Source organism: Rhodococcus sp. WS3 (genome assembly GCF_003797085.1).
Classification (GTDB): Bacteria; Actinomycetota; Actinomycetes; order Mycobacteriales; family Mycobacteriaceae; genus Rhodococcus_F; species Rhodococcus_F globerula.
On sequence record NZ_RKMA01000002.1, the window covers coordinates 1,013,387 to 1,034,778 of the forward strand.

Consider the following 21,392-nt stretch of genomic DNA (forward strand, 5'->3'; position numbering starts at 1 on the left):
ACACCGCTGTAGTCTCAGGTGATGGCACTCTCCGAGAATGAGCGTGAACAGTTTCTGGCCGAGCCGCACGTAGCAGCGCTGTCGGTGGCGAACAATTCCGAGCGCGGTCCGTTGACAGTCCCCATCTGGTATCTCTACTCACCAGGTGGCAGCCCCTGGATTCTCACGGGAAAAGGATCGAAAAAGGCCCAGCTCATAGAGTCTGCTGGGCACTTCTCCCTCATGGCTCAACGACTCGAGCCGACCATCCGCTATGTGAGCGTCGAAGGTTCCGTCGACAAAATCGTGCCAGGAACCGATGAGATGCTGGTCGAAGTATCGCGGCGATATTTGACCCCGGACAAGGTTGACGGATATCTCGACTTTGCCCGCTCTCAACTGGGTGAGCAAGTCGCGATCCACATGAATCCGCACACCTGGCTGTCCGCCGATCTCGGCGCTCTCTAAACACAGACGACGCAGGCTCGGCGCGCCGGTATCGGTGCGCCGAGCCAATGACGTCAGCTCTCGGTGAAGAACCGCACCCGGTTGATCCGATGCCCCGAGGGCTCGAATCCGAAGAGCGCGATGGCCGGTTCACCGCAGACGACAACGCTTGCCGTGACCGTGCGGCCGGCAGCGAGGACCTTGCCCCGGCTCACGCCAGTCAGAAGATCGTTGGCGTCTGCGGTAGACAGGTTCGTGCCCGCCGGAAGCTCGACCGGAATGGGCGGAATCCGGCCGACCTTTGCGGCGTCGAGGAATCGTGTTGCCGCCCGCTTGCCCTTGGACCCGACCCCGAGGATGCCGCTGGAGAAGCCAATCGCTCCCCCGATCCCCTGGTTGGACAGCAACTGCGGCGTGAGCTTGGCCGCAGCCTTGACGCCTGCTGCGCCCGCGGTGGCAAGCTGACTCAACATGGTCGCCAATTCCCAATGGGCGTAGAGGGTTCCGATCTGCAACGAATCCGGCTCGCCGACCAGGTCGTAGCGCAGATGCATCGGCACGTTCAGTACAACGCCCGTCGACATTTCGGTGGCGAGGCTGAGGTCGCGCCACACTGTTCGGCCACACACTATGTCGCGCTCGACATGGAACGTGATGGTATTCGGGGCGATGAATGTGTCGTAGAACTTCTCGATCGACGCCCGCCCGTTGTGCGGGCGCGAACCAACCGGATCGTTGACCTGACCATCCGAGCTGAACAGCGAGACCCACGCCGAACGATCGTGTGCGCCGACAGCTTTGGGAGATCCCTCGACTACCGCCATCAACTGATCGCGGGTTGCCACCGCGCTCATGCGCGCATCTCGTACGCGCCGTCGTATGCCTTGACCTGCTGCCACACGCGGTCGAAGCGCTCACTGTCTACGACGGGTTTGCGCACAGCTGCGAGCGCCCAAGCTTGCTGTTCCGGTGTCGACGACGGTTTCCCGTGCAGCGCAATCGCATAGCCGGAGAAATCGCGAATCTGGAAGTCGAAGATCTGATCCACGACATCGGCGTCGAGTCCGGCGATTTCGGCCTGCTCGAGGATCAGATGCCCGTACACGACGAGCGAGAACAGGTGCCCGACGTTGAGCATGAAATCGAGATCCTTTTGCTGCGCCGCGTCCGGGGCCGCCGACGTCAGCAGTTCGGTCAACGCGATCGCCTGCTCGTAGAAACGAGCGACATTCGGGATACCGGAGTGCTTCTCGTACACCGGCTTCCACTCGTGGAACTGAATTTTCGCGGCGCCGCGAGTCGGTCCCTGATTCCAGAAGAACTCGTCGTCCGCAGCGTCGTCGCGCGTGACAATCTCCGGGAACTCTGCCGGATTGAAGAGGTAGTTCGGCAAGAACTTGAGGATCAAGCCGACATTGACGTGAACGGTGCCTTCGAGCTTGGGCAGTGTGCCGATCACCTGCGCGGCTTCGCGGAAGTACGTGGACTTCTCGTAGCCCTTGGCAGCAATCACGTCGTGCAGAAGTCCGACAACGCGCTCACCTTCTGAGGTGACCTTGGCCTTGGTCATCGGGTTGAACAGAAGGTAGCGACGGTCATCGAGACTCGCACTGCGGAAGTAGTCGACAGCCCGCGCGCTGAACTGCTTCATCGCAACCAGCCGGGAGTACGCGTCGACAAACGCCGCTCGGACGTGAGCGAAGTCGGTGACGGGATTTCCGTACAGAATTCGGTTCTGCGCGTGGGTGATTGCCTCGAAGAACGCGTGCTCGCTGATTCCGATCGAACCGGTGCAGAGGTTGAACTTTCCGACGTTCACGGTGTTGAGCGCTGCCTCGAACGCCGCGACACCGGTGTGCAGGATGTCTTCCTCGCGGACCGGGTAGTCCTCCAAGCGGAAGTTGCTGACGTACATCTGACCACGGAGGACGTTGTCGACGAGGTCGTAGTTCGGGTGCGCGCTGTCCGCAACGAAGAACACGTACCCCTCGGGTCCGTCGACATCGGTGCGACGGCCGAATACCGACACCATTCCGGCGACGTTGCCGTTGCCGATGTAGTACTTCTCACCGCTGGCCCGGAAGGCAACGTCGCCGTCGGCCGGAGTGAGAAGCATGTCGGTGGAGTAGACGTCGGCGCCATGGTCGCGCTCGGAGAGTCCGAACGCCATGACTCCGCCGTCGGTGAGTTCCTGCGCTGCACGCTTCTTTGCGGCGTCGTTGTCACTCATCCAGATCGGTCCGAGTCCGAGGATCGTGACCTGCCACGCGTACCAGTAGGCGAGTCCGTAAAAGCCGAAGACCTCACTCAGTGCCGCATTGCGGGCACCGTCCCAGCGACGGTTCTCGTCGCCGTCGGCGTAGGCCGCCGGAGTCTGGAATGTCGCGAACAACTTCTCCTTCTTGACGAAGTCGAGGAAGTCCGACACCCAAACAGCTTCGAGATCGTCATGCAGGAGCTGATTCTTGCCACGGCTTTCGAACCATTCGACTGTTGCCAGCAGCAGCCTGCGAGTCTCGGGATCAAAACGGGCAAAATCTTCGGTGTGGGGGTTGAACAGCAATCCGTCGGTGTCAGACACGTCATACCTTTCGTCGATGCCGTAAACCTACCAGTGAGTAACTTAGGTTGGGAAGAGTTCACGAAGCCGGCGCGGTCCTCCGCGACGGCAATAGATCCGCCGGATTCCACACCCCCGTCCGAGCCCGCGTCAGCGGATAACACGCCACTCCGAGAAGTAACGCCGACATGTGCCCGACCGCAGTAAATGTCGTAGCAAAGATCAACGGCACCGCATAGAAAATCACTGCTGCACCGAGGTAGACGTAACGCCAGGGCTTCGAAATCCGGTACACGAGAACACCGACGACACCGGCCAATCCGTAGCTGACCCCGACGTCGAGAGTGTTGACCGCCGACTCTGCGACATATCCGTGCCGAATGCCTTCGTAGAGAACACCTTCACTGATGTAGGTGGCGCCGACGTGCGCGATCACGACAACGCACAACCACCGCCACGTCCCGAGCCAGCGCTCTGCCGTGGCATGAAAAACAGTGAACAGAACCAAATACCCCAGCCAGCCACCACCTTCGAGCCAGAAGGCACTCGAGAACAGGACGCGGATCGGGTCTTCGGAGAGGTGATGCAGATTAGTGGAGCGTTTACCGAGAAAGTGTTCCTCGACATTGTCGGGAAGATTCCGCAGGAACAGTGTGGTGAAGAGCAGGGCCAACAACCAGATATACGTCCCGGGTGCGCTCCGCACCCACTGCCATACCGCCTTTGCTGCCCCCAGCATCCTCACCGCTTCGAGTGTGCGCTCACTCGTTGACTACTGCAACGGCGAACCCGTCCCACCCCTTCGATCCGACGGTCCGGATCGCGGTGCCGTCGAGTCGCGGTTCGGCCGCGATCATCTCGAGGACGGCACGACTGGCCTTGACTCGCTTGTCGCCCAGGAATCACGCTCAGGAATCAACGGTCCACTACGTAGGACGCTCGACTGGGATACCCAGCCGAGCGTCCGCGAGATCCACTGCAAACTCCGGGACTTCCTCAGCGCCGACCTGTCGCCCGAACGCTCTTGTCAGAGCCCGATCGCGGCGAAAGATTCGAGATCTACGATGGCAGTGAAGGTGCGTTCCAGCAACGCCAAACTGGTCGCGTCAGTCTGCATTTTCGGCTGAATCGCACTTCGTCCGATCGTGAGTAGCCACGCAAAGCAGGGATAAAATGTCTGTTGACGGTATGCCAGCCACGCCTCGTCAAAGCTGGGAGCGGCGACGCCGGTCTCGGCAAGTCGCTCGAGGTAGTACCGAACCAGCTCATGTTCGTGAGTGCGGCGGTCGTCGACTGTGAGTGCGGTCGTCACGATGTAAGCGAGATCGTAGGCCCATAGGCCACGCACGATCACTTGCCAATCGGTAAATCCCATACGCCCCGACGACGTGGTGTATGTGTTGCCGACGTGTGTATCTCCATGCAAGAAGGTTTGAGGTCCACGGCTCGCAAGATCCAATGATCGTTCGAGCCCGGTCCAGAGGTCGTCGTACCGTCCGTTCAGCGCGGCCGGTTGGACGGCTGCCGCACGCTGGAAGCCGATTTCGCTCCTGCGTCGCATGCCGATGAAACGCGAGATTTGCTCGAGGTGCGCCAGCGGGGACTTAAGCCAATCCGGATGTTGTTCGAGCGACGGATCGTTCCAGTATCTGCCGTGGAACGAGGCCATGTCGCCGACCAGGTCCTTCATATTCTCGAGTGTTACCTTGGTGGTCGGTGAAGAAAACTGTGCTCCCCTGGTTACTGCAATGTCTTCGAGTACTACTACCGAGCGCCAGCTCTGCTCGTCGATACCCGCGAAGTATCCCTGTGGGGTCTCGATTTCCAGGTTCGGACGGATACTCGAGTAGAAACCGATTTCGCCGCCGATGACGTTCGCTGCCCCAAGGATCAGCCGTTGCGGAAAGCTGGTGGTCGTCTTGACGAACACGCGACGTGGCAGGCCGGCGGCCTGTCCTTTCGAGTTGTAAGTCACGTCGATTCCCCACCGGGTGGAGGTTCCGGCACTTGCGTTCACGATCGAGAAATTAACGATCTGAGCACCGGGATGAGCGTCACATAAAACTGCGGTGAGCCACTCCTTCGTAACTGATTGCGAGCTGGCCGGAATATCGGATCGGGATATCGCTTTGAAGCGGCTGGCCTTCTCCCACGCGACGTGACCAGCTACTTGAGCTGCGCGTTTTGCTAGTTCCACCTTCGAAGTAGGTGCGGTAGTTGACATGCTCATTTCTCCAGATTCTCGAAATATCTCGTTCTATGAAAGCGACAGAGGCATCGCTTCTCGGAGGACACGGGAGGTTGCGGCGTTTCCTGACATCCCCGACCCGCAGTCTGGATCGGGCAATGTGCAAAGACGCCGCAACCGATAGGCCGATTGCTTGCTGACTTCGCGATCGGTGGCGGAGTGTCGTTTACACCTGTCAGCGCGACACGCTCATCAGTTGCGGGGCGCGCTAATCTGTACGATCATTTGCGCAGACAGACAGAACTCCGAGAACTCCAGCTACCATAGGTCCGGCAACTAGCGAGAACACGGTTTGCACCTTTCGCTGTCTTGCAATATGCATTCCTGCCAGTAGGTCTCCGACGTCAGTGATCACTCCGAGTACCAACCACCGCTTCCGTTCTTGCGGAGTTGAAGTTGCCACCCCGATCCCATATGCCAGATCACGAATTCCGAACATTCGGCCGAAGAACTCGGAACCGGCTGCTTTCGATCTCGCTCCCACAGCAGCTTCTTCGAGTTGGCCGGGGGCCACGACCGCCACGGCACCGACAATAATTCGGAATACAACGAGAATGATTGTCGGTGTTGTTTGTAGTCTCGATTTCGATGTCGTACTCACGTCGTTACAACCCTTCTTGGAACCATCGTGCCCTGTCCACGAACACAGATGTTCTGCTCGCAGTCCCTTACTTCTACGTCGACGAAGATCAGCGCTCTTCCACTACGCGCGACTCGTGCCTCGATGCTCAGCGGGAAGTAAGACGGCAAACGGTACTGAAGATTCAATGTGCTTGTTACACATACCATTAGGTCCGGCATCACGGTGACAGACACGATTCCCATAGCTTGATCTATCGCCGCAGCCACCAAACCGCCGTGAGACGCCCCATTGGGGTTCACTGCCATCTTCGAGTCGGGCAGGGCGAAACGTGCAGTGCCCGAATCGATATGGCGGCATACCATTCCCAGCTCTTTGGATGCGGTCAGGCTGTTCGCCCATGCTCGCCACGCTTCGTTATCTTCACATCCGTACGGTGCATCACTTTCCAAAGGCAACTCTCCACCTTTGGAATCGACGACGGTGCGTCCATCAGTACTCATGCTTCAGTACCGACAAGGGTCTTCTGAGCGCTCATGAATGTTTGGCCTCGTCCTTCCTGGGCGCCGCATTCAGCGGAGAATCATCCGCGGACGGTGCATCGTCAACGCCAGGAGACTCGCCACTTCTTGCCGGCATGTGATCTAAGACATAATGCTAACGTACGTTATCAGCGAGCGCAAGATCGGAAATATGAGACACTCGCGCGGGCTGATTCTCCCAGAACGTTCATTGTGTGATGCTGGGTGCAACAGCCTGGTCACGCAAGCGTTGAACTGCTGATAAACAGCGAAAATGGCCAATCTTGCCGGCGCCTGCGATCCGGCCGACCGTTCGAGCAGGCACTCCTACGGCGAACCCGAATGCGACGCGTCGAATCCGAGCTAGGCTGAGAAAAATGAGAACGATCGTTATCCACGGCTTGATGCGGAACACTCGAATCTCGACGTAAACGCGGCTTGCCGTGGCCGCACTCCGATCAGGAGTTCGACCACGGCAGCTCGCGACTGTGCCAGCCAGGACCCCGATTCGACACAACAACGCTTCTGAAACACGTTGTGACACACAACCATTGTCCCAAATTGCGTCGAGAAGGTTCGTCCTGCGCTGGCGATGCACACATCCTTTGCCGCGAAAGCGGGCTCCAACGCACGTCGGTGCGCATCGCGCGCGAACAAGGTCACCTCGAGGACTGATGTTCGCGCTTGGAATCCGGCTCGCCCGCCGCTGGCGGGCGAGCCGGCGCCTGTGCCACGGAACTCAGTAAGACCGTGGAAGTTTCAACGTGTGTTCAGAGACGAAGTTGAGCACCATCTCTCGCGAAACGGGTGCAGTCAGCTGCAGCCTCGTCAGGAACCAGAACTGAGCCAGATCGTACTCGAGCGAGTAACCGTTTCCGCCGTGCGTCTGAATGGCACGATCGAGACAGAACACGCCAGCCTCAGCTGACGCAAGCTTGGCCATATTGGAAGTCTCGCCGGCCTCCAGGCCCGCGTCGTACATCGCGGCAGCCTTCTGGTTGAGCAGGCGTGCTTGCTCGAGTTTGATTTTTCCTTCTGCCAATGGGTGCGCGATCGCCTGATGCGCACCGATCGGCGTGTTCCATACCTTGCGAGTGCGCGCATACTCGGCCGCTTTTCCGAGCGCGTAACGCGCAATCCCTGTCGAGACAGCAGCAGAAAGGATCCGCTCCGGATTGAGGCCGTCGAAAGCCGCCCGTAGCCCGTTTCCTTCTTCTCCGATCAGGCGGTCGGCGTCGACCTCGACGTTGTCAAAGTAGAGCGTGAACTGCTTCTCGGGCTCCACGAGCGCCGTTTCGATCGGCTGCATCGTCAGGCCCGGGGTCTTCGGGTCAACCATCAGTAGAGACAGCTTGCCGCGCCCCTTCTCATCGCGCCCGGTGCGGGTTACGAGTAGCAACTCGTTGCAGTCGTCAACCCCGGAGATGTAGTACTTCTGCCCGTTGACGACGTATTTGTCGCCCTCACGCTTGGCTACCGTCGAAATGTTGTGCGAGTTGGATCCGGCATTCGGCTCGGTGAGGCCGAAGGAGAACTTCAGATCGCCCGAAGAGATTCCTCGAAGCCACCGTTCCTTCTGTTCGTGCGTACCATGCCGCGCGAGAATTGTTCCGATAATTCCCGGCGACACAAGCAGTTTGAGGAGCGGGCAGCCGGCAGCCGCTGTTTCCTCGAGTACGGCCACGAGTTCCTGCAGACCCCTGCCTCCGCCGCCGTACGCCTCAGGAAGGTGTACGCCGAGGAAGCCGTTGTCGCCGAGCGCTCGCCAGAGCTCCTCGGGCGCCCGACCTTCGTCGCTGACGGCTTTGAAGTACTTCGGTCCGTACTCCGAAGCAATGCGGAAGACGGATTCCCGCAGTGCCCGTTCCTCTTCGGTTGGTAGCAGCGAAAGTGACGGTTCGACCTGGGTACCGATTTGGGCCACAGTGGTTCCTTCCATTTGTGATTTCAACTGATACGATAACAAGCGTTAACACTACTGGGAAGAGATACCGGAGAATCGTACCTTCAACTGGCAGTTTGATAATCAGATGCCACCTAGGTTGCTTGTTACTATTCGTTCACACCATCAACGGAGGTCCGTCATGCTGGCTGCATACGTCGAGCAGTTCAACCCAGACAACCCAATCGCCGCACTGCAGGTAGGAGAGCGGCCGGATCCAGTCATCGACTCCGACGACTGGACCGTGATAGAAGTACGCGCCACGAGCATCAACCACCACGATGTCTTCACCGCTCGGGGTGGCGTCATACCGGAAGAGAGCCTTCCCCGAATCCTCGGCATGGATGCCGCCGGCGTGGACACGGATGGCCGGGAAGTGCTGGTGCACAACCTTGTCAACTCGACCGGGTGGGTCGGGCCGCCTCTTCTCGACCCAGGATTGACCGGATTGTCCGAAGGTTACGACGGCACCTTCGCCGAACAGGTGCTCGTTCCACGCGCGAATCTCGTTCTCAAGCCAAGCTCGCTGACGTTTGAGGAAGCGGCATGTTTGCCCACCGCGTGGCTCACCGCGTACAGGATGCTTTTCGTTTCCGCTGACCTGAGGCCTGGTGATCGCGTCCTCGTGCAAGGCGCCGCAGGGGGTGTAACGACGGCATTGACCTCGTTGGGATCCGCCGCAGGCTTCCGAATGTGGGTTACGGGTCGAGATGAAGCGAAGCGTGCACACGCGAAAGTGCATGGTGCGGAAGCAACATTCGAGTCCGGAGCACGATTGCCGGAGCGTGTTGATGCAGTGATGGAAACCGTTGGAGCGCCCACCTGGCAGCATTCGCTCAAAAGCCTGCGCAAGGGCGGCACATTGGTGGTTGCGGGTGGAACCGGCGGCTACCGCGCCGAGACCGACCTCTCTCGGGTTTTTGTCAACAACTTGCGCATCATCGGTTCCACAATGGGAACGCGCGAGGACCTGGACCGGCTGGTCCATTTCATCACTGCCAGCGGCATTCGCCCCACAATTCAAGAGGTCCTGCCATTGGCTGCTGCGAAGGAGGCGATGACGCTGATGAACCAAGGTGGTCTACGCGGAAAGGTAGTCCTGAAGCCGTGATCACACCAACCCCGCTGTATGCAGAAGACCTGACTGTCGGATCGCGAATGGAATTGGGCTCGTGGGTTGTCTCGCGTGAACAAATACTCGCCTTCGCCGGCCAGTGGGATCCTCTCGACATTCATTGCGACGAAACCTTCGCAGCGACAGGGCCTTTCGGGGGACTCATTGCCTCGGGAATGCACACGATGTCAATACTTCAGCGGCTGACCGCGACTGCCTTCCTCACTCGGGTCGCGGTCATCGCCGGACGAAGGGTGACCGGCGCCGAACTTCTCAAACCGGTCCGGCCCGACACACTGCTGGTCGGCACAAGATCGATCGATGCAGTGACGCTCCGCGCCGACGGTCGTGCAGTGGTCGTCACAACAGGCCAACTCGAAGATCAGGCCGGTGACGTCGTTCTTCGAATGACTGGAGAACTGCTGGTTGCCCGGCGGCCGGAACAGCCACCGGGCGATATTGTCAGCTAGAAATCCCCGATGACGCCTGTATCGATGAGACAACGAGGTCGTCGAAACCCCACAACTCGAGAGCCTGCTCCAAAGAGGGAGTCTCCCGGACAGCGGACTTTGTCGAACTGAACCGTGGAGCAGTGGCCGGCAGTAGGCCCTCCGCACGCTGGACAAAGCTCTGACGAGCCAGGTTGTGGGGGTGGTGTGCAGCTTCCTCGAGACCTAGTACCGGGGTCGCACATGCGTCCGTTCCCTCGAAGATTCTGCTCCATTCGGCGCGGGTCTTCGTCTTGAAGATGCCGGCGATCCGCTCTTTGAGCTCAGCCCACCGCGATCGGTCCCATTGCGGCGCCGCCTCTGGAGTGAGGTCGAGAAGCCGAATGAATTCGGAATAGAACTGCGGTTCGATCGCACCGACTGCGAAGTGGAGACCGTCGGATGTTTCGTACACGTCGTAGAAGTGGGCACCACTATCGATGACGTTGGTCCCCGGGGCCCCCCATGCACCGGCTTGCGAGAAGCTGAAAACAATCGTGGCGAGTTGAGCGACTCCGTCCACCATCGCCGCGTCGACTACCTCGCCTTCGCCCGTTCGCTGCGCTTGAAGGAGCGCACCCAGGACGCCAAACGCCAGCAGCATTCCACCGCCGCCGTAGTCACCGAGGAGGTTGATCGGCGCTAGTGGGCGCTCGCCCACGCGTGCAAGCGCGCTGAGAACGCCGGACATCGCAATGTAGTTGATGTCGTGGCCTGGCGTCTTCGCCAGCGGGCCGTCCTGTCCATAGCCCGTAATTCGTCCGTACACGAGCTTCGGATTCCTGGCGAGCAGTCGATCCGGGCCCAGCCCGAGCCGCTCCATTACGCCGGGCCGGAATCCTTCGATCAACGCGTCAGCCGAGTCGACTAGACGGACGGCAAGTTCGACATCTCGGGGGTTCTTCAGGTCAACTGGGATACCGGGCCTGCTGCGGTGATCTGCACCAGATCCACCGAGGTCAACGGGGCTCTTCTCCCCGTGCCGGTGAAGCCTTATGACGTTGGCTCCTAAGTCGGCCAGGAGCATTCCCGCAAAGGGGCCCGGCCCGATGCCACCGAACTCTACAATATTGATTCCATCAAGGGGTGCCACAGACTTCTCTCCTTCAGTACTTCGCTGTACGGGTCTTGCGGTTGGCTGCGCTTGGGCGGTTCGTCACGCCTCGTGTGGCGGAAGGAATTTCGACGGTCGACCTCGACTCCGTTGCGTGCCAGAGCTTTTGCTGGTGCGAACCCCGCCCCTTGGGCGGCGCCGGTGACGAAGGCGACTCTGCCTGCGATGAACCGTGAGTTCCTTGACAATTCTCGTTGCTCCTATAGGGGTGCCGGAATGTCCGGCACTTTGCTTGGGCGCCTTCTCAATTCGGGCGTGCGTTTGACACGAGCGCAGCCGTGTCCCAGTAGAAGGCTTGTAGTCGCGAAACCTGTGACCCGTCGAAGGTCCACCATTCGAGGGCGCGCGTTGGTGTGCGACCGATCAGGATCGACACCTCCACGAAGATGTGGGCTCCGTCATCGGTTTCCGACGACATAAGGGTTTCCACAGAGATCGGCACCGAGCCCGCTGCCGCTCTGGTGAACTTGGTAATGCTCCGGGTGCCCGTGATATCTCCCCCGCCTGGTAGCGACTCGGGCCGAGACAGCACTGCATCGGTAGCAAAACGCTGCTCGACCAGGCGCGCCAATGCCTCCGTGTCTCCTTCGCTCAAGCCTTTGTAGAATTCGCCGACCACTGAGATCAGATCGAGTTGGTCGACGGAGTATTCGGGTATGGCCATGTCAATCCCTCACTTGCCGCGTTGAATGAACGGCCATACAGTTGCGATTCCACCGGTTGGTCGTGTAATTGGGGTACTCAGACCGGTCGGCGCCCGAGCCTGCGGCGCCAATCGCGAGCTCCGAGCAGACCGACCGCGAACTCTTGGATCTTGCCGAGCCTGCGCGTGTGCGGGTACCAGAAGATTTCGGTCTTCGCCTCAACGACGTCGGTCACCAACGACTGTGGTTTGGTGTACTTGAGCACCCCGTGCGCTCCGCCTGCACGTGCACCTACTCCCGAGTCCTTCCATCCCGCCTGCGGAATGGGAAACTGGAAAACGTTCATCATGACGCTGTTGATATTCACGGCTCCGACGTGCAGTCGCGCGGCAACCGACTTACCTTTTACCTTGTCCGTCGTCCAAACACTGGCCGAGAGACCATAATCCGAGTCGTTTGCAAGCTCGATCGCTTCTTCTGCGTCGCGCACTCTCATGATCGGCAAGGTAGGTCCGAATGTTTCCTCACGCATACAAAGCATAGTGTTGTCTACATCGACGAGAAGTGTTGCCTCGTAGACGAATCCGTGACCCCTTCGCTTACCGCCAGTGACGAGGCGGGCACCGGCCTTTACCGCTTCGTCGACCTGTTTCTCAACGATCGCCAACTGGGCTTCGTTCGCGAGTGCTCCGATATCCGTCTGATATGCCCCAGGTGCGTCCATACCTTCACGCAAGGCCGCAACCTTCCGAGCCACGCGCTCGATGAAATCGTCATACACGCTGGCCTCGACATACACCCGCTCCACTGCCGTACAAGACTGTCCAGCATTGAAAAAGCCACCCCACACGGCGCCGTTGGCTGCACGCTCGAGGTCCGCGTCGGCGAGAACGATCATCGCGTCTTTTCCACCGAGTTCGAGACTCGCCGGGATCAGTCGCTCTCCCGCGCGCGCACCGATCTGCCTGCCCGTCTTCGTTGACCCGGTAAATTGAACCATGTCTACAACATCGACCACCGCAGAACCGGTAGCGCCGAGGCCAGTTGCCACCCCCAGTACCGCAGGGGCCCCGATCTCCTGCCAACCACGAACTACTTCGACCCAGGTGAGCGGGGTGAATTCGGAGGGCTTGGACAGAACAGCGCATCCGGCTATCAACGCTGCCGGAACATCGAGCATCGGCATAGCAAGGGGATAGTTCCACGGCGTGATAAGTCCGACCAGAGGGTGCGGACAATGACGAACGGTCAGTCGTTTCATCTTATTCGCGAACCCGGCCGGTTTGGGGTTGTCGTCGCAGAGGAACCGAGTCGCGTTCTCGATGTAATAGTTCAACGACTCGACACTCGCCAGAACCTCTATCGAAGCGTCGCCCCACGACTTTCCCGCTTCCGCCTGCACAAGCTCGAGTAACCGTTGCTTGTTGTCGAGAATCCAATCGCGCCATCGGCCAAGCCATTTCGCGCGACCGGCAGCCCCTGCCGCCTCCCACGCCGGTTGGGCCGATCGCAAAGCCTCGGCCAAGGCATTCACCTCAGTGACCGTCTGGTCCTCGACGTAACCGACCACTCGACGGTCCGCTGGGCACAGCACGGCAATACTGGGCAATGCGTTGCTGTCTACCGCGTTAGCGGACGATGCAAGATTGGTGCTCATAATTGGAAGCCTCCAAGACACGGCGTAATTGTTTATTCACGGTGGCGCCCGGTCGTCGCCGAGTTGGAACGGGCTGGATTCAACGATCACTGCCGGAACCTCAGTCGGGAACTCATGTTCACGGCGACCCGAGTGTGATCCTAGCAACACGCCGCCGAATCTACAAGCGGTCGTTCACCAACAAATGGGCTAGGAACCTTTCCTATACGACCAGTTCATAGACGTTGCGGAGCGAGTATTTCTACCAGAATGTTAACATTCGTTATCAACCGACCCACGAGATCTAAAGTGAACGGTCAGGTGAAGACCGACCGCGATACTGGAGGTAACAACAGGTGACTAGAGTTAAAGACGTGACTTCCCGAGACATGCAGATCCTCAAGGTCGCCGCAGACCTGTTCTACGAGAAGGGGTACGGCGGTGTTGCGGTCGACGAAATCGGCTCCACAGCCGGACTGACCGGGCCGGCGATCTATCGGCATTTCAAAGGCAAGGGCGAAATTCTCGCTGCCCTCTTCGATCAAGCTATCGACGGAATCCTCAGTGCCACAGGCAATATCTCCTCGGACCCTTTTCAGGACCTCGAGCACAGAGTCCGCGCGCACGCCCGATTCGTACTGAATGAGCACAAGTTAGCCAGCGTGTGGATCCGCGAAGGACGCTCCCTGTCGGACGAACACCGCAAACGTCTCCGCCGACGCGAAATTTCCTACATGAACCAATGGATCGACTGCATCTCACGGTGCTATCCGGACATGGACGCCAAGCAGGCAGAAGTCGCAGCGCTTACTGCCTTGGGCGCACTCAATTCCGTGTCGAACTGGCCGAAGGCGCCACTGTCGTTGACCAACATCGAAGACGAGATCAGTGAGTTCGTACTCAAAGGGCTCAGACGGCCGTGAGTGCCGGCCATCCGCTGCCAGAATCGACAGATTCGACCATGTTGCGGTGACAGGTAGCCGAAGCACACCGTTCACGGGAGGGCAGTTGCCTTCCGGCGAATGCGTGGGTGTGTGCGGCAGCGGTACAGCGGCAGCATTCGTGCTCTGCGCGACTGGGTATGGCGAACGAACTACGCCAGGCTGAGGACTTCTCCTCAGCCAGGCGTATTGGGTCGCTTCGGGATCGGCAACCGGCTTCGTTGTGCGTCTGTTGTCAGAACACGCGTTCAGGCAATCGCTTCGCTTTGTGCCTCAGGGATACCGGAGCAGTCTCTCCCGGAGTAACGCCGGTACATGCGGCCGCGCGCCGTGATCGACCAACCACCCTTCGACACCGCCTCGATGCGCACGCCACGTCGAGATCACCTGCAATAGTTCGGCTGCCGAATTTGGGACTGGATCGTGAGGTTCCCTTCCGAGGGCCCGGAAGACCTTCGTCGTTATCTCCCCGGCCGCGCTATTGCTGCGCAGGAAATCGCGAACGATGGAATTGGTGCTTACGCCAATCAGGTCTAGCGTCAGCGCTACGAGAATGCCTGTTCGATCCTTGCCCGCCGAACAATGCACCAGTACGGGGTACTCGGCATGTGCGATGAGTGTGATTGCGCGGGCGAGCTCTCGGGCCCGGTCCTCGACAACTCGCTGGAACATGTGCAGGTAATCGGCTGTGACGAACGAGAGATGTCTGCCCGCTATCCTTGTGGGATCGGCGTCCGCCATGAGGGGGATGACATTGATCGATGTTGCTTGACTCCACTGCATCGGGGCGAGTACACCATTGCGCTCGCCCTCCGACCGTAGATCGACGACCGTCCGTGGAGGCCATTCCAGAGCTGGGGGGAGGTCTCCGAACAGCGGAACCTCACTGCGGTAGAAGGTTTCCGGTCGTACGTGCCGTCCACCCGGGGCCGTGAGGCCACCAAGATCGCGGAAGTTGACGAATGGCGCCTGGTCGGCGTTCTCTTGGAGCGTCATGCGCTCACTCGATCCCAGAGGGCGAGTTCGCCACCGCGCACCGTGAGGTCTCCTAGCAGCTTGCTGTACTCCAAAGCACTCTCATCGGCGTCTCGCCAGGACCAGAGATTTCGGGTATGCCAATGGAGGGGATACTCTTCCGTCACGCCTATTGCACCGTGTAGCTGGTGCGCCTGTCGAGCGACGAAAGTTGCCATCTCTGCCGTCATGACCCGCGCTACCGCCGCAGCGGCGAACTGGTCGCCTTCCGATTGTTCATCATCGAGCTGAAGGGCCAGCGCTCGAAAAGTCGCTGTTTCGGCCTCACGGAGAGAGATCGAGATCCGAGCCAAACCTGCTGCGACCGCGGGTATTTTGATCAAAGGCACGCCGAACTGCTCGCGTTGAGCAACGTGCCCACGAGTCAGCAGGTAGGCGCCGGTGCCACTACCGACGAGGGCTGTTGCCCTGGCCAGGCCCAGCCTTGCACGGACGTGCTCACAATGACGTCCGCTCGCAACCAGGCGAGCGGGGGTGCGGTCGAACTCGACGCGGCTGGTCTGATGACCGGCGAGGTCATAGCCGTGAGTCATCGTGATTGCAGATGCCCCTGTTTCCACGACCACGACGGAATCGGACTCCGGAAGTAGTAGCACGATCCGCTTTGCAGATTGTGCATATCGGACCGAGGCCAGCGCGCCCGAAAGGCAATCGCCGTCGAATTCGATGTGGCCCACGGCAGTTGCGACGGTGTCGAAATCGGATCCCGCCCGGGGCACTTCCCCCAGTGCCCACGCCGCTGTCGATGCCTCGACAATGGGTGTGCCGATCCCCGCCTTGGCGAGTTCCCGGATGACGATGGACAGATCACCAACCGTTCCACCCGAACCGCCACAGGATTCCGAAATTCCGACTGCTGCCAATCCAAGCTCGCACACGGTGTTCCACTCTTGCGGCAATGTACCGTCGCGGTGCCCGGTGTAGTCACCGGTGATTTTGCAGATGAGGTCTACCAACTCCGGCCCGAACTCACTCATGCGGCTACCTCACTCTTCGCAATGATCGACAAGAGGACGTCAGAGGATCCGCCTCTGATGCTGAACCCCGGCGACGCAAGTAGCGCCTCACCGACCATGGATGACTTCGCAGAGTCCGCGAACCCAGATCTTCTTCCGAACTCGATGACATCAACCTCGAACGCTGTCCCCAGTAGTTTCAGACTCGCTGCCTCGGTTACCGGTGCCCGACCTTCATCGAGAGCCTCCGCAATTTGCCAGCACAAACGACGCAACGTCGACAAGCGAGCGACCAGCGTTCCGAGAAGATCGTTCCACTGAGAGTTGTTCGCGTCCTTCAAGTATTCGATGATCGCTGCGAGTAGCGGATATGTGGTCAGCACTCTCTCAGGGCCTCCACGTTCGAACGATAGCTGTTCGACAACCTGATGCCATCCTTGACCGATTTCACCGATGATGCGGTGCTCCGGTACAAACACATCCGTGAGTGTCATCTCGTTGAAATGGTGTTCCCCGGACATGTCGACGATCGGCGAGACCTCGATACCATCCGTGTCCATGTCCACGACGAACTCTGTGAGTCCTTGGTGCTTCTTGCCGGAGGAATCGGTGCGTGCGAGAAGGTAGGCGTGCGTGGCGAGGTGTGCGTTGCTCGTCCACGTCTTGCGGCCGGAGACGAGCCAGCCTCCGTCCACAGGCCTGGCCGTGGTTCGAACTGCTGCAAGATCAGATCCCGCCTCCGGTTCGCTCATGCCGAGGCAGAATACATAGTCTGCCGCGGTGATTCCGGGAAGCAGTTCCTCTTGAAGTCGACGGCTTCCGTGCCGGAGTATCGAGGGTCCGATTTGACGGTCCGCGATCCAATGCGCGGCAACCGGCGCTCCTGCTCGGAGCAATTCCTCGGTGACCACCAACCTGGCGCGCGCATTCAACTCTGATCCACCGAACTCCTTCGGCCACGTCAATCCGATCAGCGCACGGTCGGCGAGAGCTTTACTGAACTCGCGGTCGAACGAGCGTAGCCAACAGTCGCTACGCGGAACGTACCGGCCTGCTAGGCGCCAGCTGTCTGTCAACTCCCTAACCTCGGCCCGAAGGCTATGTAGGTCCTGTGCTCGCGGGATCCCTGGCACGTAGTTCTCCTTTGTTTCGGCTTCTCGTTGCGGCGGTCTGCTTGCGTTACCGACCGCGGAAATGAGGTTCGCGCCGCTCGGAAGCTGCTTTCACGCCTTCGGCGAAGTCGGCCGTATCACGCAGCCATGCTTGCTCATTGCGTTCGTGGACCGTCGCGGCGGCAATCTGGTCCACCAGACCATGTCGTAGTGTCGCCCGAATACTCCCGACAGCCAGCGGCGCTGCCGCTGCGAGTTCGGAAGCGAACTCGATGGCCGTGTCTCGGATCTTGTTCGATTCGACGAGACGATCGAGGATGCCGATCCGCTCCGCCTCCAGTCCGTCGATCCGGCGACCGGTCATCAACAGCTCTGCCGCTCGTTGGTTTCCGACGACTCGCGGCAGGGTGACCGACAGCCCGAACCCCTGATGGAACCCGAGTCGCGCGAAGTTCGCAGCAAAGCGTGATTCGGGACTCCCGACACGGAAATCGGCGGACAGTGCAAGTCCCAGGCCACCTCCGACGGCGGCACCCTGTACTGCAGCAATAACCGGTGTTTTCGTCGAGAAGAGTTCCACTGCAGCCTTGTAGAGCGCTTTTGCACCTTCGTCAGCTGACACCTCCTCGACACCGCTGGTTCCCGCAAAGTCCGCGCCGGCACAGAAGTGTTTACCTTGCGCGGCGAGCACGATGACTCGGAGGTCGTTTCGTTGGTCGACCTGGCGATAGATGCCGCCGATCTGCTGCAACAACGGTACGTCGAAGAAGTTGTTGGGTGGTCGATTGATCTCGACGACGGCGATTGTCTCCGCGACTATTTCAACTGAAATGTCGGCGGTCGGGCTGAGCAATTCTATAGTCCGGGGCCTCGTCATCGTAGTCCAAATGTCGACGAAATGATTTCTCGCTGCACCTCATTCGTGCCGGCATAAATTGTCGGAGCGATACTGTGACGTAGGTGGCTTTCCATGCCGTACTCGGTTGCATAGCCGTAACCACCCATCATCTGCACGCCCTCGAGCGCCACTTTCTTGGCGACTTCGGTCATCTTGACCTTGGCCATCGAGGTCCGCCGCACTAATTCGTCCGCCGGTGCGGTTCCCTTTTCCACCAGCAGGACCGTGTCGTAGGTGAGCGCCCTTGCGGCCTCGATTTCAATGGCGATATCCGCGATTCGGTGGCGAAGCGCCTGGAAAGTGCCGATTGGCTGACCGAACTGCTTTCGCTCCTTGACGTAATCGAGGAGATCGTCGAAAGTTCGCTGAGCGCTTCCCAAAGCCTGTGCAGCACAGACCAATCGCTCTCCATTGAGACCTGCCATCACCTGCTTCCAAGCGCCGCCTGCCTCTCCCACAACGGCACTATCGGGTACAAGGACATCAGTGAAGAAGAGATCATTGACTTCCCGGCCTCCCATCGTGGAGATGGGGTTGATGTCCAAACCCTCGGAGCCAGCGGGAACTTCAAGCATGGTGAGGCCGTCATGTCGCTTTTCACCGCGCGACGTGCGAGCCACGAGAAGGATTCGCCCGGCGAACTGCGCGTCCGAGCACCAGGTCTTCTGACCGGTAATGCGGTATCCCTGATCGACTTTCTCTGCCTTGCAGGAGATATTGGCAGCATCTGACCCGGCCTCCGGCTCGGAGATGCTGATCGACATCACCGTTCCGGAGGATATCGCGGCGAGCGCGTCCTTCTTCTGTTCCTCGTTGGCGAACTTCTTGTAGATTCCGGCCACAGTGTGAGACGTTCCTGCACCATGCAGTGGTGCCAACCCACGGAAGATCTCTTCGAACATGAGGCATTGTTCTACGAGTCCTCCCCCACTTCCTCCATACTCTTCCGGGATCGAAACCGCCAATAGTCCGGCGTCGGCAAACTTTTGGTGCAACTCGGGGCTGTGACATTCACGCCCGTTGTCCGTTAGCGCGTCGCGCTGTTCCCGTGTTCCAGCCTCGCGGTTACAGAAGGCACGCACGGCGTGGGCGTACTCGACCTGCTCAGACGAAAACCTCGACGACCCCGAATTGCTCACTGGCGAAACTCCTTAACGACCGGATCAGACCACGCTGCCCTCGGTGTGATCGACCAAACCGACAACCCTCGACCCCGGGCACGACATGATTTATGAGCTTGACTGTCTCAATAGTAGGAGCCGAAGCGTTACCCAGTCAACAGGCAGTGATTGCACAGTCGACAGCGACAGGTCAAGGCACGGCCCAGCACACAGTGATACACAACGTATTTGGGATGGACGGCGCGAACGAACGGTCGACCGATCGACGCCGCAAGAGGCTTGCGCAGACGGAATTGAGGCAGTTGGGGGTCGATCAGGCCTCGTCGGCGAGGGCGTGCGGGAAAGGAGCTCCGGAGATCAGTCGGAGCACCGATTCGGTGACCTCCTCGGCCGAGAAGCCCTCGGAGGGGCGATACCACCGAGAAACCCAGATACACATTCCGAGCAGAAGTCGAGTGGTGATTACCGGGTCCGACTGTTGCAGGACTCCCGCACCCATCGCTTCATCGACACAATCGCGCCAGATCGATTCATATTCTCTGGTCCAAGCCCGCCAGCGCTCGAAGACATCAGGAGGAAGACCGGCACCACCGAAGAACACCGACATGTAACGACGCATCCGCACAGCCGCGTTCACCTGGAGGCCAATGAGAGCGTGCAGCCTTTGCTCGACGGGACACATGCTCTCCATGACGCCGATCGCGTCGTTGGTGAGTTCACGAGTACTCCTCTCGAACAGAACACCCATGAGATCGTCTTTCGTGGGAAACGTCCGATAGAGGGTCGCCCGCGAAACCTCCAGCTTCTCGGCGGCGGTGGGGATCGTAACCGCGTCAAACCCCCCTTCTGCGAACAGGTCGGCGACGACATCCGCGACAGCGTCACGATCGATCTCGACCTTCGGCCGTCCCCGAGTACGACGTGCTGGCGATGGTTCCACGTAGCCGTTCGACGGTGCCGTGTTCGACTTCCGCTCAGTCATTATCGCCCCCAGATGCAATCGTTCCCTTCGATCCACACTGTCTCAAAAATACCGCGAAGTCTCCAGTCCACTGACCTCACGGAACCATCCGTTAACGTACGTTCACAATTCGGGTATTGTGAGCGCATGTCGTACATCAAGGTAGAAGAAGGCGTCCAACTGTTCGTCCAGGACCTGGGAAGTGGAACGCCGGTAGTCCTCATTGCCGGCTTCGGACTCAACCACGAGGTGTGGGATCGACAAGTACGTACATTGACTGCCTCACACAGGGTTATCTGCGTCGACCAACGCGGACATGGACTTTCGGACAAGCCATTGAGCGGATACAGCATCGATCAGCTCGCCCGGGATCTACTGACCGTGCTCGACGAAGTCGAGATCGACACCTGCACTGTTGTCGGTTGGTCCTTCGGCGGACAAGTCGCTTTCCGGGCAGCAGCACTCGACGGAGGTCGACGAATATCCAGGATCGCGCTAATCGGCTCTAACGCAGTTCGCGCGAGTCGGGGGCCAAGTTTTCCCTTCGGCCGTCCTCCCGAAGAACTTGAACCCGCACTCATCGAAGCAGAGCGCTCCGGTCGCATTGCATCGCGAAGAAACACCATCGTTTCAGGACTGCACCGTGACATCGGTGGCGACTCGATCGACTGGCTCGTTCGGTGTTCGTTGCAGATGCCCTCGTGGGCCGCAGTCGCCTGCTACAACTCGATGCTCAACGCTGACCTTACCGATGACATCGACCAGGTGACGATACCGGTATTGCAGGTCGTGGGCGCCTCGGATCCTGTGCATTCGGCAAAAGGTGCGCGCTGGCTCAACCAACGCTTGGCGAACGCACGTTTACAGGAAATCGAAGACTGCGGTCATTACCCGATGCTGGAGGCTGCTGATCAATTTGACCAACTGCTGCTGGAATTCATCGAAGAGTAGGCGTAGAAACACACTCACTTGCTTCTCGCTCGCGCCATGACGACGCGGCGCAGCGACCGGCGATTCCCACCACTGATCGCCTGCCCAACGCTTTGGCGGATCACCTCAGCCCCAAAAAGGTTGAGCGGCAACATCGCTCCACAG

General features: G+C 59.5%; 20 protein-coding genes and 1 pseudogene. 5 read left to right on the forward strand and 16 right to left on the reverse strand.

The window, feature by feature from the left end; translation table 11 throughout:
• Nucleotides 1-21 precede the first annotated feature (21 nt).
• Nucleotides 22-447, forward strand: a complete 426-nt coding sequence (locus EEB13_RS18755) for a pyridoxamine 5'-phosphate oxidase family protein (RefSeq protein WP_095886019.1) — start codon at nt 22-24, stop codon at nt 445-447.
• Nucleotides 448-500: 53 nt separating this feature from the next.
• On the opposite strand, the gene EEB13_RS18760 is transcribed toward EEB13_RS18755, so the two are convergent.
• The 7 genes and pseudogenes from EEB13_RS18760 to EEB13_RS18790 all read right to left on the reverse strand — a co-directional run bounded on the left by EEB13_RS18760 (nt 501) and on the right by EEB13_RS18790 (nt 8,259).
• Complete coding sequence (locus tag EEB13_RS18760) at nt 501-1,280, reverse strand: nuclear transport factor 2 family protein (protein ID WP_141486017.1); 780 nt, start codon at nt 1,278-1,280, stop codon at nt 501-503.
• Nucleotides 1,277-3,007: an acyl-CoA dehydrogenase family protein gene (locus EEB13_RS18765; RefSeq protein WP_141486018.1), complete on the reverse strand. Its 1,731-nt coding sequence runs from the start codon at nt 3,005-3,007 to the stop codon at nt 1,277-1,279. The genes EEB13_RS18760 and EEB13_RS18765 overlap by 4 nt, the downstream gene beginning before the upstream one ends.
• Nucleotides 3,008-3,065: 58 nt before the next feature.
• Nucleotides 3,066-3,725: a rhomboid-like protein gene (locus tag EEB13_RS18770; protein WP_141486202.1), complete on the reverse strand. Its 660-nt coding sequence runs from the start codon at nt 3,723-3,725 to the stop codon at nt 3,066-3,068.
• Nucleotides 3,726-3,747: 22 nt separating this feature from the next.
• A pseudogene (locus EEB13_RS18775) lies at nt 3,748-3,879 on the reverse strand (methyltransferase); the annotation flags it as partial.
• A gap of 134 nt (nt 3,880-4,013) precedes the next feature.
• Complete coding sequence (locus tag EEB13_RS18780) at nt 4,014-5,216, reverse strand: phosphotransferase (RefSeq protein ID WP_141486019.1); 1,203 nt, start codon at nt 5,214-5,216, stop codon at nt 4,014-4,016.
• 615 nt (nt 5,217-5,831) lie between these two features.
• On the reverse strand, nt 5,832-6,317 hold the full coding sequence (locus EEB13_RS18785) for a PaaI family thioesterase (protein WP_141486020.1): 486 nt from the start codon (nt 6,315-6,317) through the stop codon (nt 5,832-5,834).
• A 757-nt stretch (nt 6,318-7,074) separates the two neighbouring features.
• On the reverse strand, nt 7,075-8,259 hold the full coding sequence (locus tag EEB13_RS18790; RefSeq protein ID WP_261984589.1) for an acyl-CoA dehydrogenase family protein: 1,185 nt from the start codon (nt 8,257-8,259) through the stop codon (nt 7,075-7,077).
• A 160-nt stretch (nt 8,260-8,419) separates the two neighbouring features.
• Here EEB13_RS18790 and EEB13_RS18795 point away from each other — a divergent pair, with 160 nt between their 5' ends.
• Both EEB13_RS18795 and EEB13_RS18800 read left to right on the forward strand, forming a co-directional pair.
• Nucleotides 8,420-9,388, forward strand: a complete 969-nt coding sequence (locus EEB13_RS18795; RefSeq protein WP_141486022.1) for a zinc-binding alcohol dehydrogenase family protein — start codon at nt 8,420-8,422, stop codon at nt 9,386-9,388.
• Nucleotides 9,385-9,861: a MaoC/PaaZ C-terminal domain-containing protein gene (locus tag EEB13_RS18800; RefSeq protein WP_141486023.1), complete on the forward strand. Its 477-nt coding sequence runs from the start codon at nt 9,385-9,387 to the stop codon at nt 9,859-9,861. Before EEB13_RS18795 ends, EEB13_RS18800 begins: the two co-directional genes overlap by 4 nt.
• On the opposite strand, the gene EEB13_RS18805 is transcribed toward EEB13_RS18800, so the two are convergent.
• The 3 genes from EEB13_RS18805 to EEB13_RS18820 form a co-directional block, all read right to left on the reverse strand.
• Nucleotides 9,854-10,972 (reverse strand): CaiB/BaiF CoA transferase family protein, encoded by a 1,119-nt coding sequence (locus tag EEB13_RS18805; RefSeq protein WP_141486024.1) that lies wholly within the window; start codon nt 10,970-10,972, stop codon nt 9,854-9,856. The genes EEB13_RS18800 and EEB13_RS18805 overlap by 8 nt on opposite strands.
• 265 nt (nt 10,973-11,237) lie before the next feature.
• Nucleotides 11,238-11,657 (reverse strand): nuclear transport factor 2 family protein, encoded by a 420-nt coding sequence (locus EEB13_RS18815; protein ID WP_141486026.1) that lies wholly within the window; start codon nt 11,655-11,657, stop codon nt 11,238-11,240.
• A gap of 77 nt (nt 11,658-11,734) precedes the next feature.
• Complete coding sequence (locus EEB13_RS18820; RefSeq protein ID WP_141486027.1) at nt 11,735-13,294, reverse strand: aldehyde dehydrogenase family protein; 1,560 nt, start codon at nt 13,292-13,294, stop codon at nt 11,735-11,737.
• Between the two features lie 353 nt (nt 13,295-13,647).
• On the opposite strand from EEB13_RS18820, the gene EEB13_RS18825 reads away from it, so the two are divergent.
• Nucleotides 13,648-14,196: a TetR/AcrR family transcriptional regulator gene (locus tag EEB13_RS18825; protein ID WP_141486028.1), complete on the forward strand. Its 549-nt coding sequence runs from the start codon at nt 13,648-13,650 to the stop codon at nt 14,194-14,196.
• A gap of 291 nt (nt 14,197-14,487) precedes the next feature.
• On the opposite strand, the gene EEB13_RS18830 is transcribed toward EEB13_RS18825, so the two are convergent.
• The 6 genes from EEB13_RS18830 to EEB13_RS18855 all read right to left on the reverse strand — a co-directional run bounded on the left by EEB13_RS18830 (nt 14,488) and on the right by EEB13_RS18855 (nt 20,318).
• Nucleotides 14,488-15,210 carry a tyrosine-protein phosphatase gene (locus tag EEB13_RS18830; protein ID WP_141486029.1) on the reverse strand — a complete coding sequence of 241 codons (723 nt, stop codon included), beginning with the start codon at nt 15,208-15,210 and terminating at the stop codon, nt 14,488-14,490.
• Nucleotides 15,207-16,226, reverse strand: coding sequence for an acyl-CoA dehydrogenase family protein (locus EEB13_RS18835; RefSeq protein WP_141486030.1), 1,020 nt, complete (start codon nt 16,224-16,226; stop codon nt 15,207-15,209). Before EEB13_RS18835 ends, EEB13_RS18830 begins: the two co-directional genes overlap by 4 nt.
• Complete coding sequence (locus EEB13_RS18840) at nt 16,223-17,281, reverse strand: acyl-CoA dehydrogenase family protein (RefSeq protein WP_353805922.1); 1,059 nt, start codon at nt 17,279-17,281, stop codon at nt 16,223-16,225. Before EEB13_RS18840 ends, EEB13_RS18835 begins: the two co-directional genes overlap by 4 nt.
• Before the next feature lie 103 nt (nt 17,282-17,384).
• Nucleotides 17,385-18,170, reverse strand: coding sequence for an enoyl-CoA hydratase/isomerase family protein (locus tag EEB13_RS18845; protein WP_261984591.1), 786 nt, complete (start codon nt 18,168-18,170; stop codon nt 17,385-17,387).
• 20 nt (nt 18,171-18,190) lie between these two features.
• Entirely contained in the window at nt 18,191-19,354 is a 1,164-nt protein-coding gene (locus tag EEB13_RS18850) for an acyl-CoA dehydrogenase family protein (RefSeq protein ID WP_141486032.1), read from the reverse strand.
• 295 nt (nt 19,355-19,649) lie between these two features.
• Nucleotides 19,650-20,318 (reverse strand): TetR/AcrR family transcriptional regulator, encoded by a 669-nt coding sequence (locus EEB13_RS18855; RefSeq protein ID WP_141486033.1) that lies wholly within the window; start codon nt 20,316-20,318, stop codon nt 19,650-19,652.
• 126 nt (nt 20,319-20,444) lie between these two features.
• On the opposite strand from EEB13_RS18855, the gene EEB13_RS18860 reads away from it, so the two are divergent.
• On the forward strand, nt 20,445-21,248 hold the full coding sequence (locus tag EEB13_RS18860; protein WP_141486034.1) for an alpha/beta fold hydrolase: 804 nt from the start codon (nt 20,445-20,447) through the stop codon (nt 21,246-21,248).
• Nucleotides 21,249-21,392 lie beyond the last annotated feature (144 nt).

Excerpts from the sequence above, each read along its gene's own strand:
- EEB13_RS18755 (WP_095886019.1), top strand. The coding sequence starts at position 22 with ATGGCACTCTCCGAGAATGAGCGTGAACAGTTTCTGGCCGAGCCGCAC.
- EEB13_RS18780 (WP_141486019.1), bottom strand. The coding sequence starts at position 5,216 with ATGAGCATGTCAACTACCGCACCTACTTCGAAGGTGGAACTAGCAAAA.
- EEB13_RS18820 (WP_141486027.1), bottom strand. The coding sequence starts at position 13,294 with ATGAGCACCAATCTTGCATCGTCCGCTAACGCGGTAGACAGCAACGCA.
- EEB13_RS18770 (WP_141486202.1), bottom strand. The coding sequence starts at position 3,725 with ATGCTGGGGGCAGCAAAGGCGGTATGGCAGTGGGTGCGGAGCGCACCC.
- EEB13_RS18815 (WP_141486026.1), bottom strand. The coding sequence starts at position 11,657 with ATGGCCATACCCGAATACTCCGTCGACCAACTCGATCTGATCTCAGTG.
- EEB13_RS18830 (WP_141486029.1), bottom strand. The coding sequence starts at position 15,210 with ATGACGCTCCAAGAGAACGCCGACCAGGCGCCATTCGTCAACTTCCGC.
- EEB13_RS18855 (WP_141486033.1), bottom strand. The coding sequence starts at position 20,318 with ATGACTGAGCGGAAGTCGAACACGGCACCGTCGAACGGCTACGTGGAA.
- EEB13_RS18835 (WP_141486030.1), bottom strand. The coding sequence starts at position 16,226 with ATGAGTGAGTTCGGGCCGGAGTTGGTAGACCTCATCTGCAAAATCACC.
- EEB13_RS18785 (WP_141486020.1), bottom strand. The coding sequence starts at position 6,317 with ATGAGTACTGATGGACGCACCGTCGTCGATTCCAAAGGTGGAGAGTTG.
- EEB13_RS18760 (WP_141486017.1), bottom strand. The coding sequence starts at position 1,280 with ATGAGCGCGGTGGCAACCCGCGATCAGTTGATGGCGGTAGTCGAGGGA.
- EEB13_RS18860 (WP_141486034.1), top strand. The coding sequence starts at position 20,445 with ATGTCGTACATCAAGGTAGAAGAAGGCGTCCAACTGTTCGTCCAGGAC.
- EEB13_RS18795 (WP_141486022.1), top strand. The coding sequence starts at position 8,420 with ATGCTGGCTGCATACGTCGAGCAGTTCAACCCAGACAACCCAATCGCC.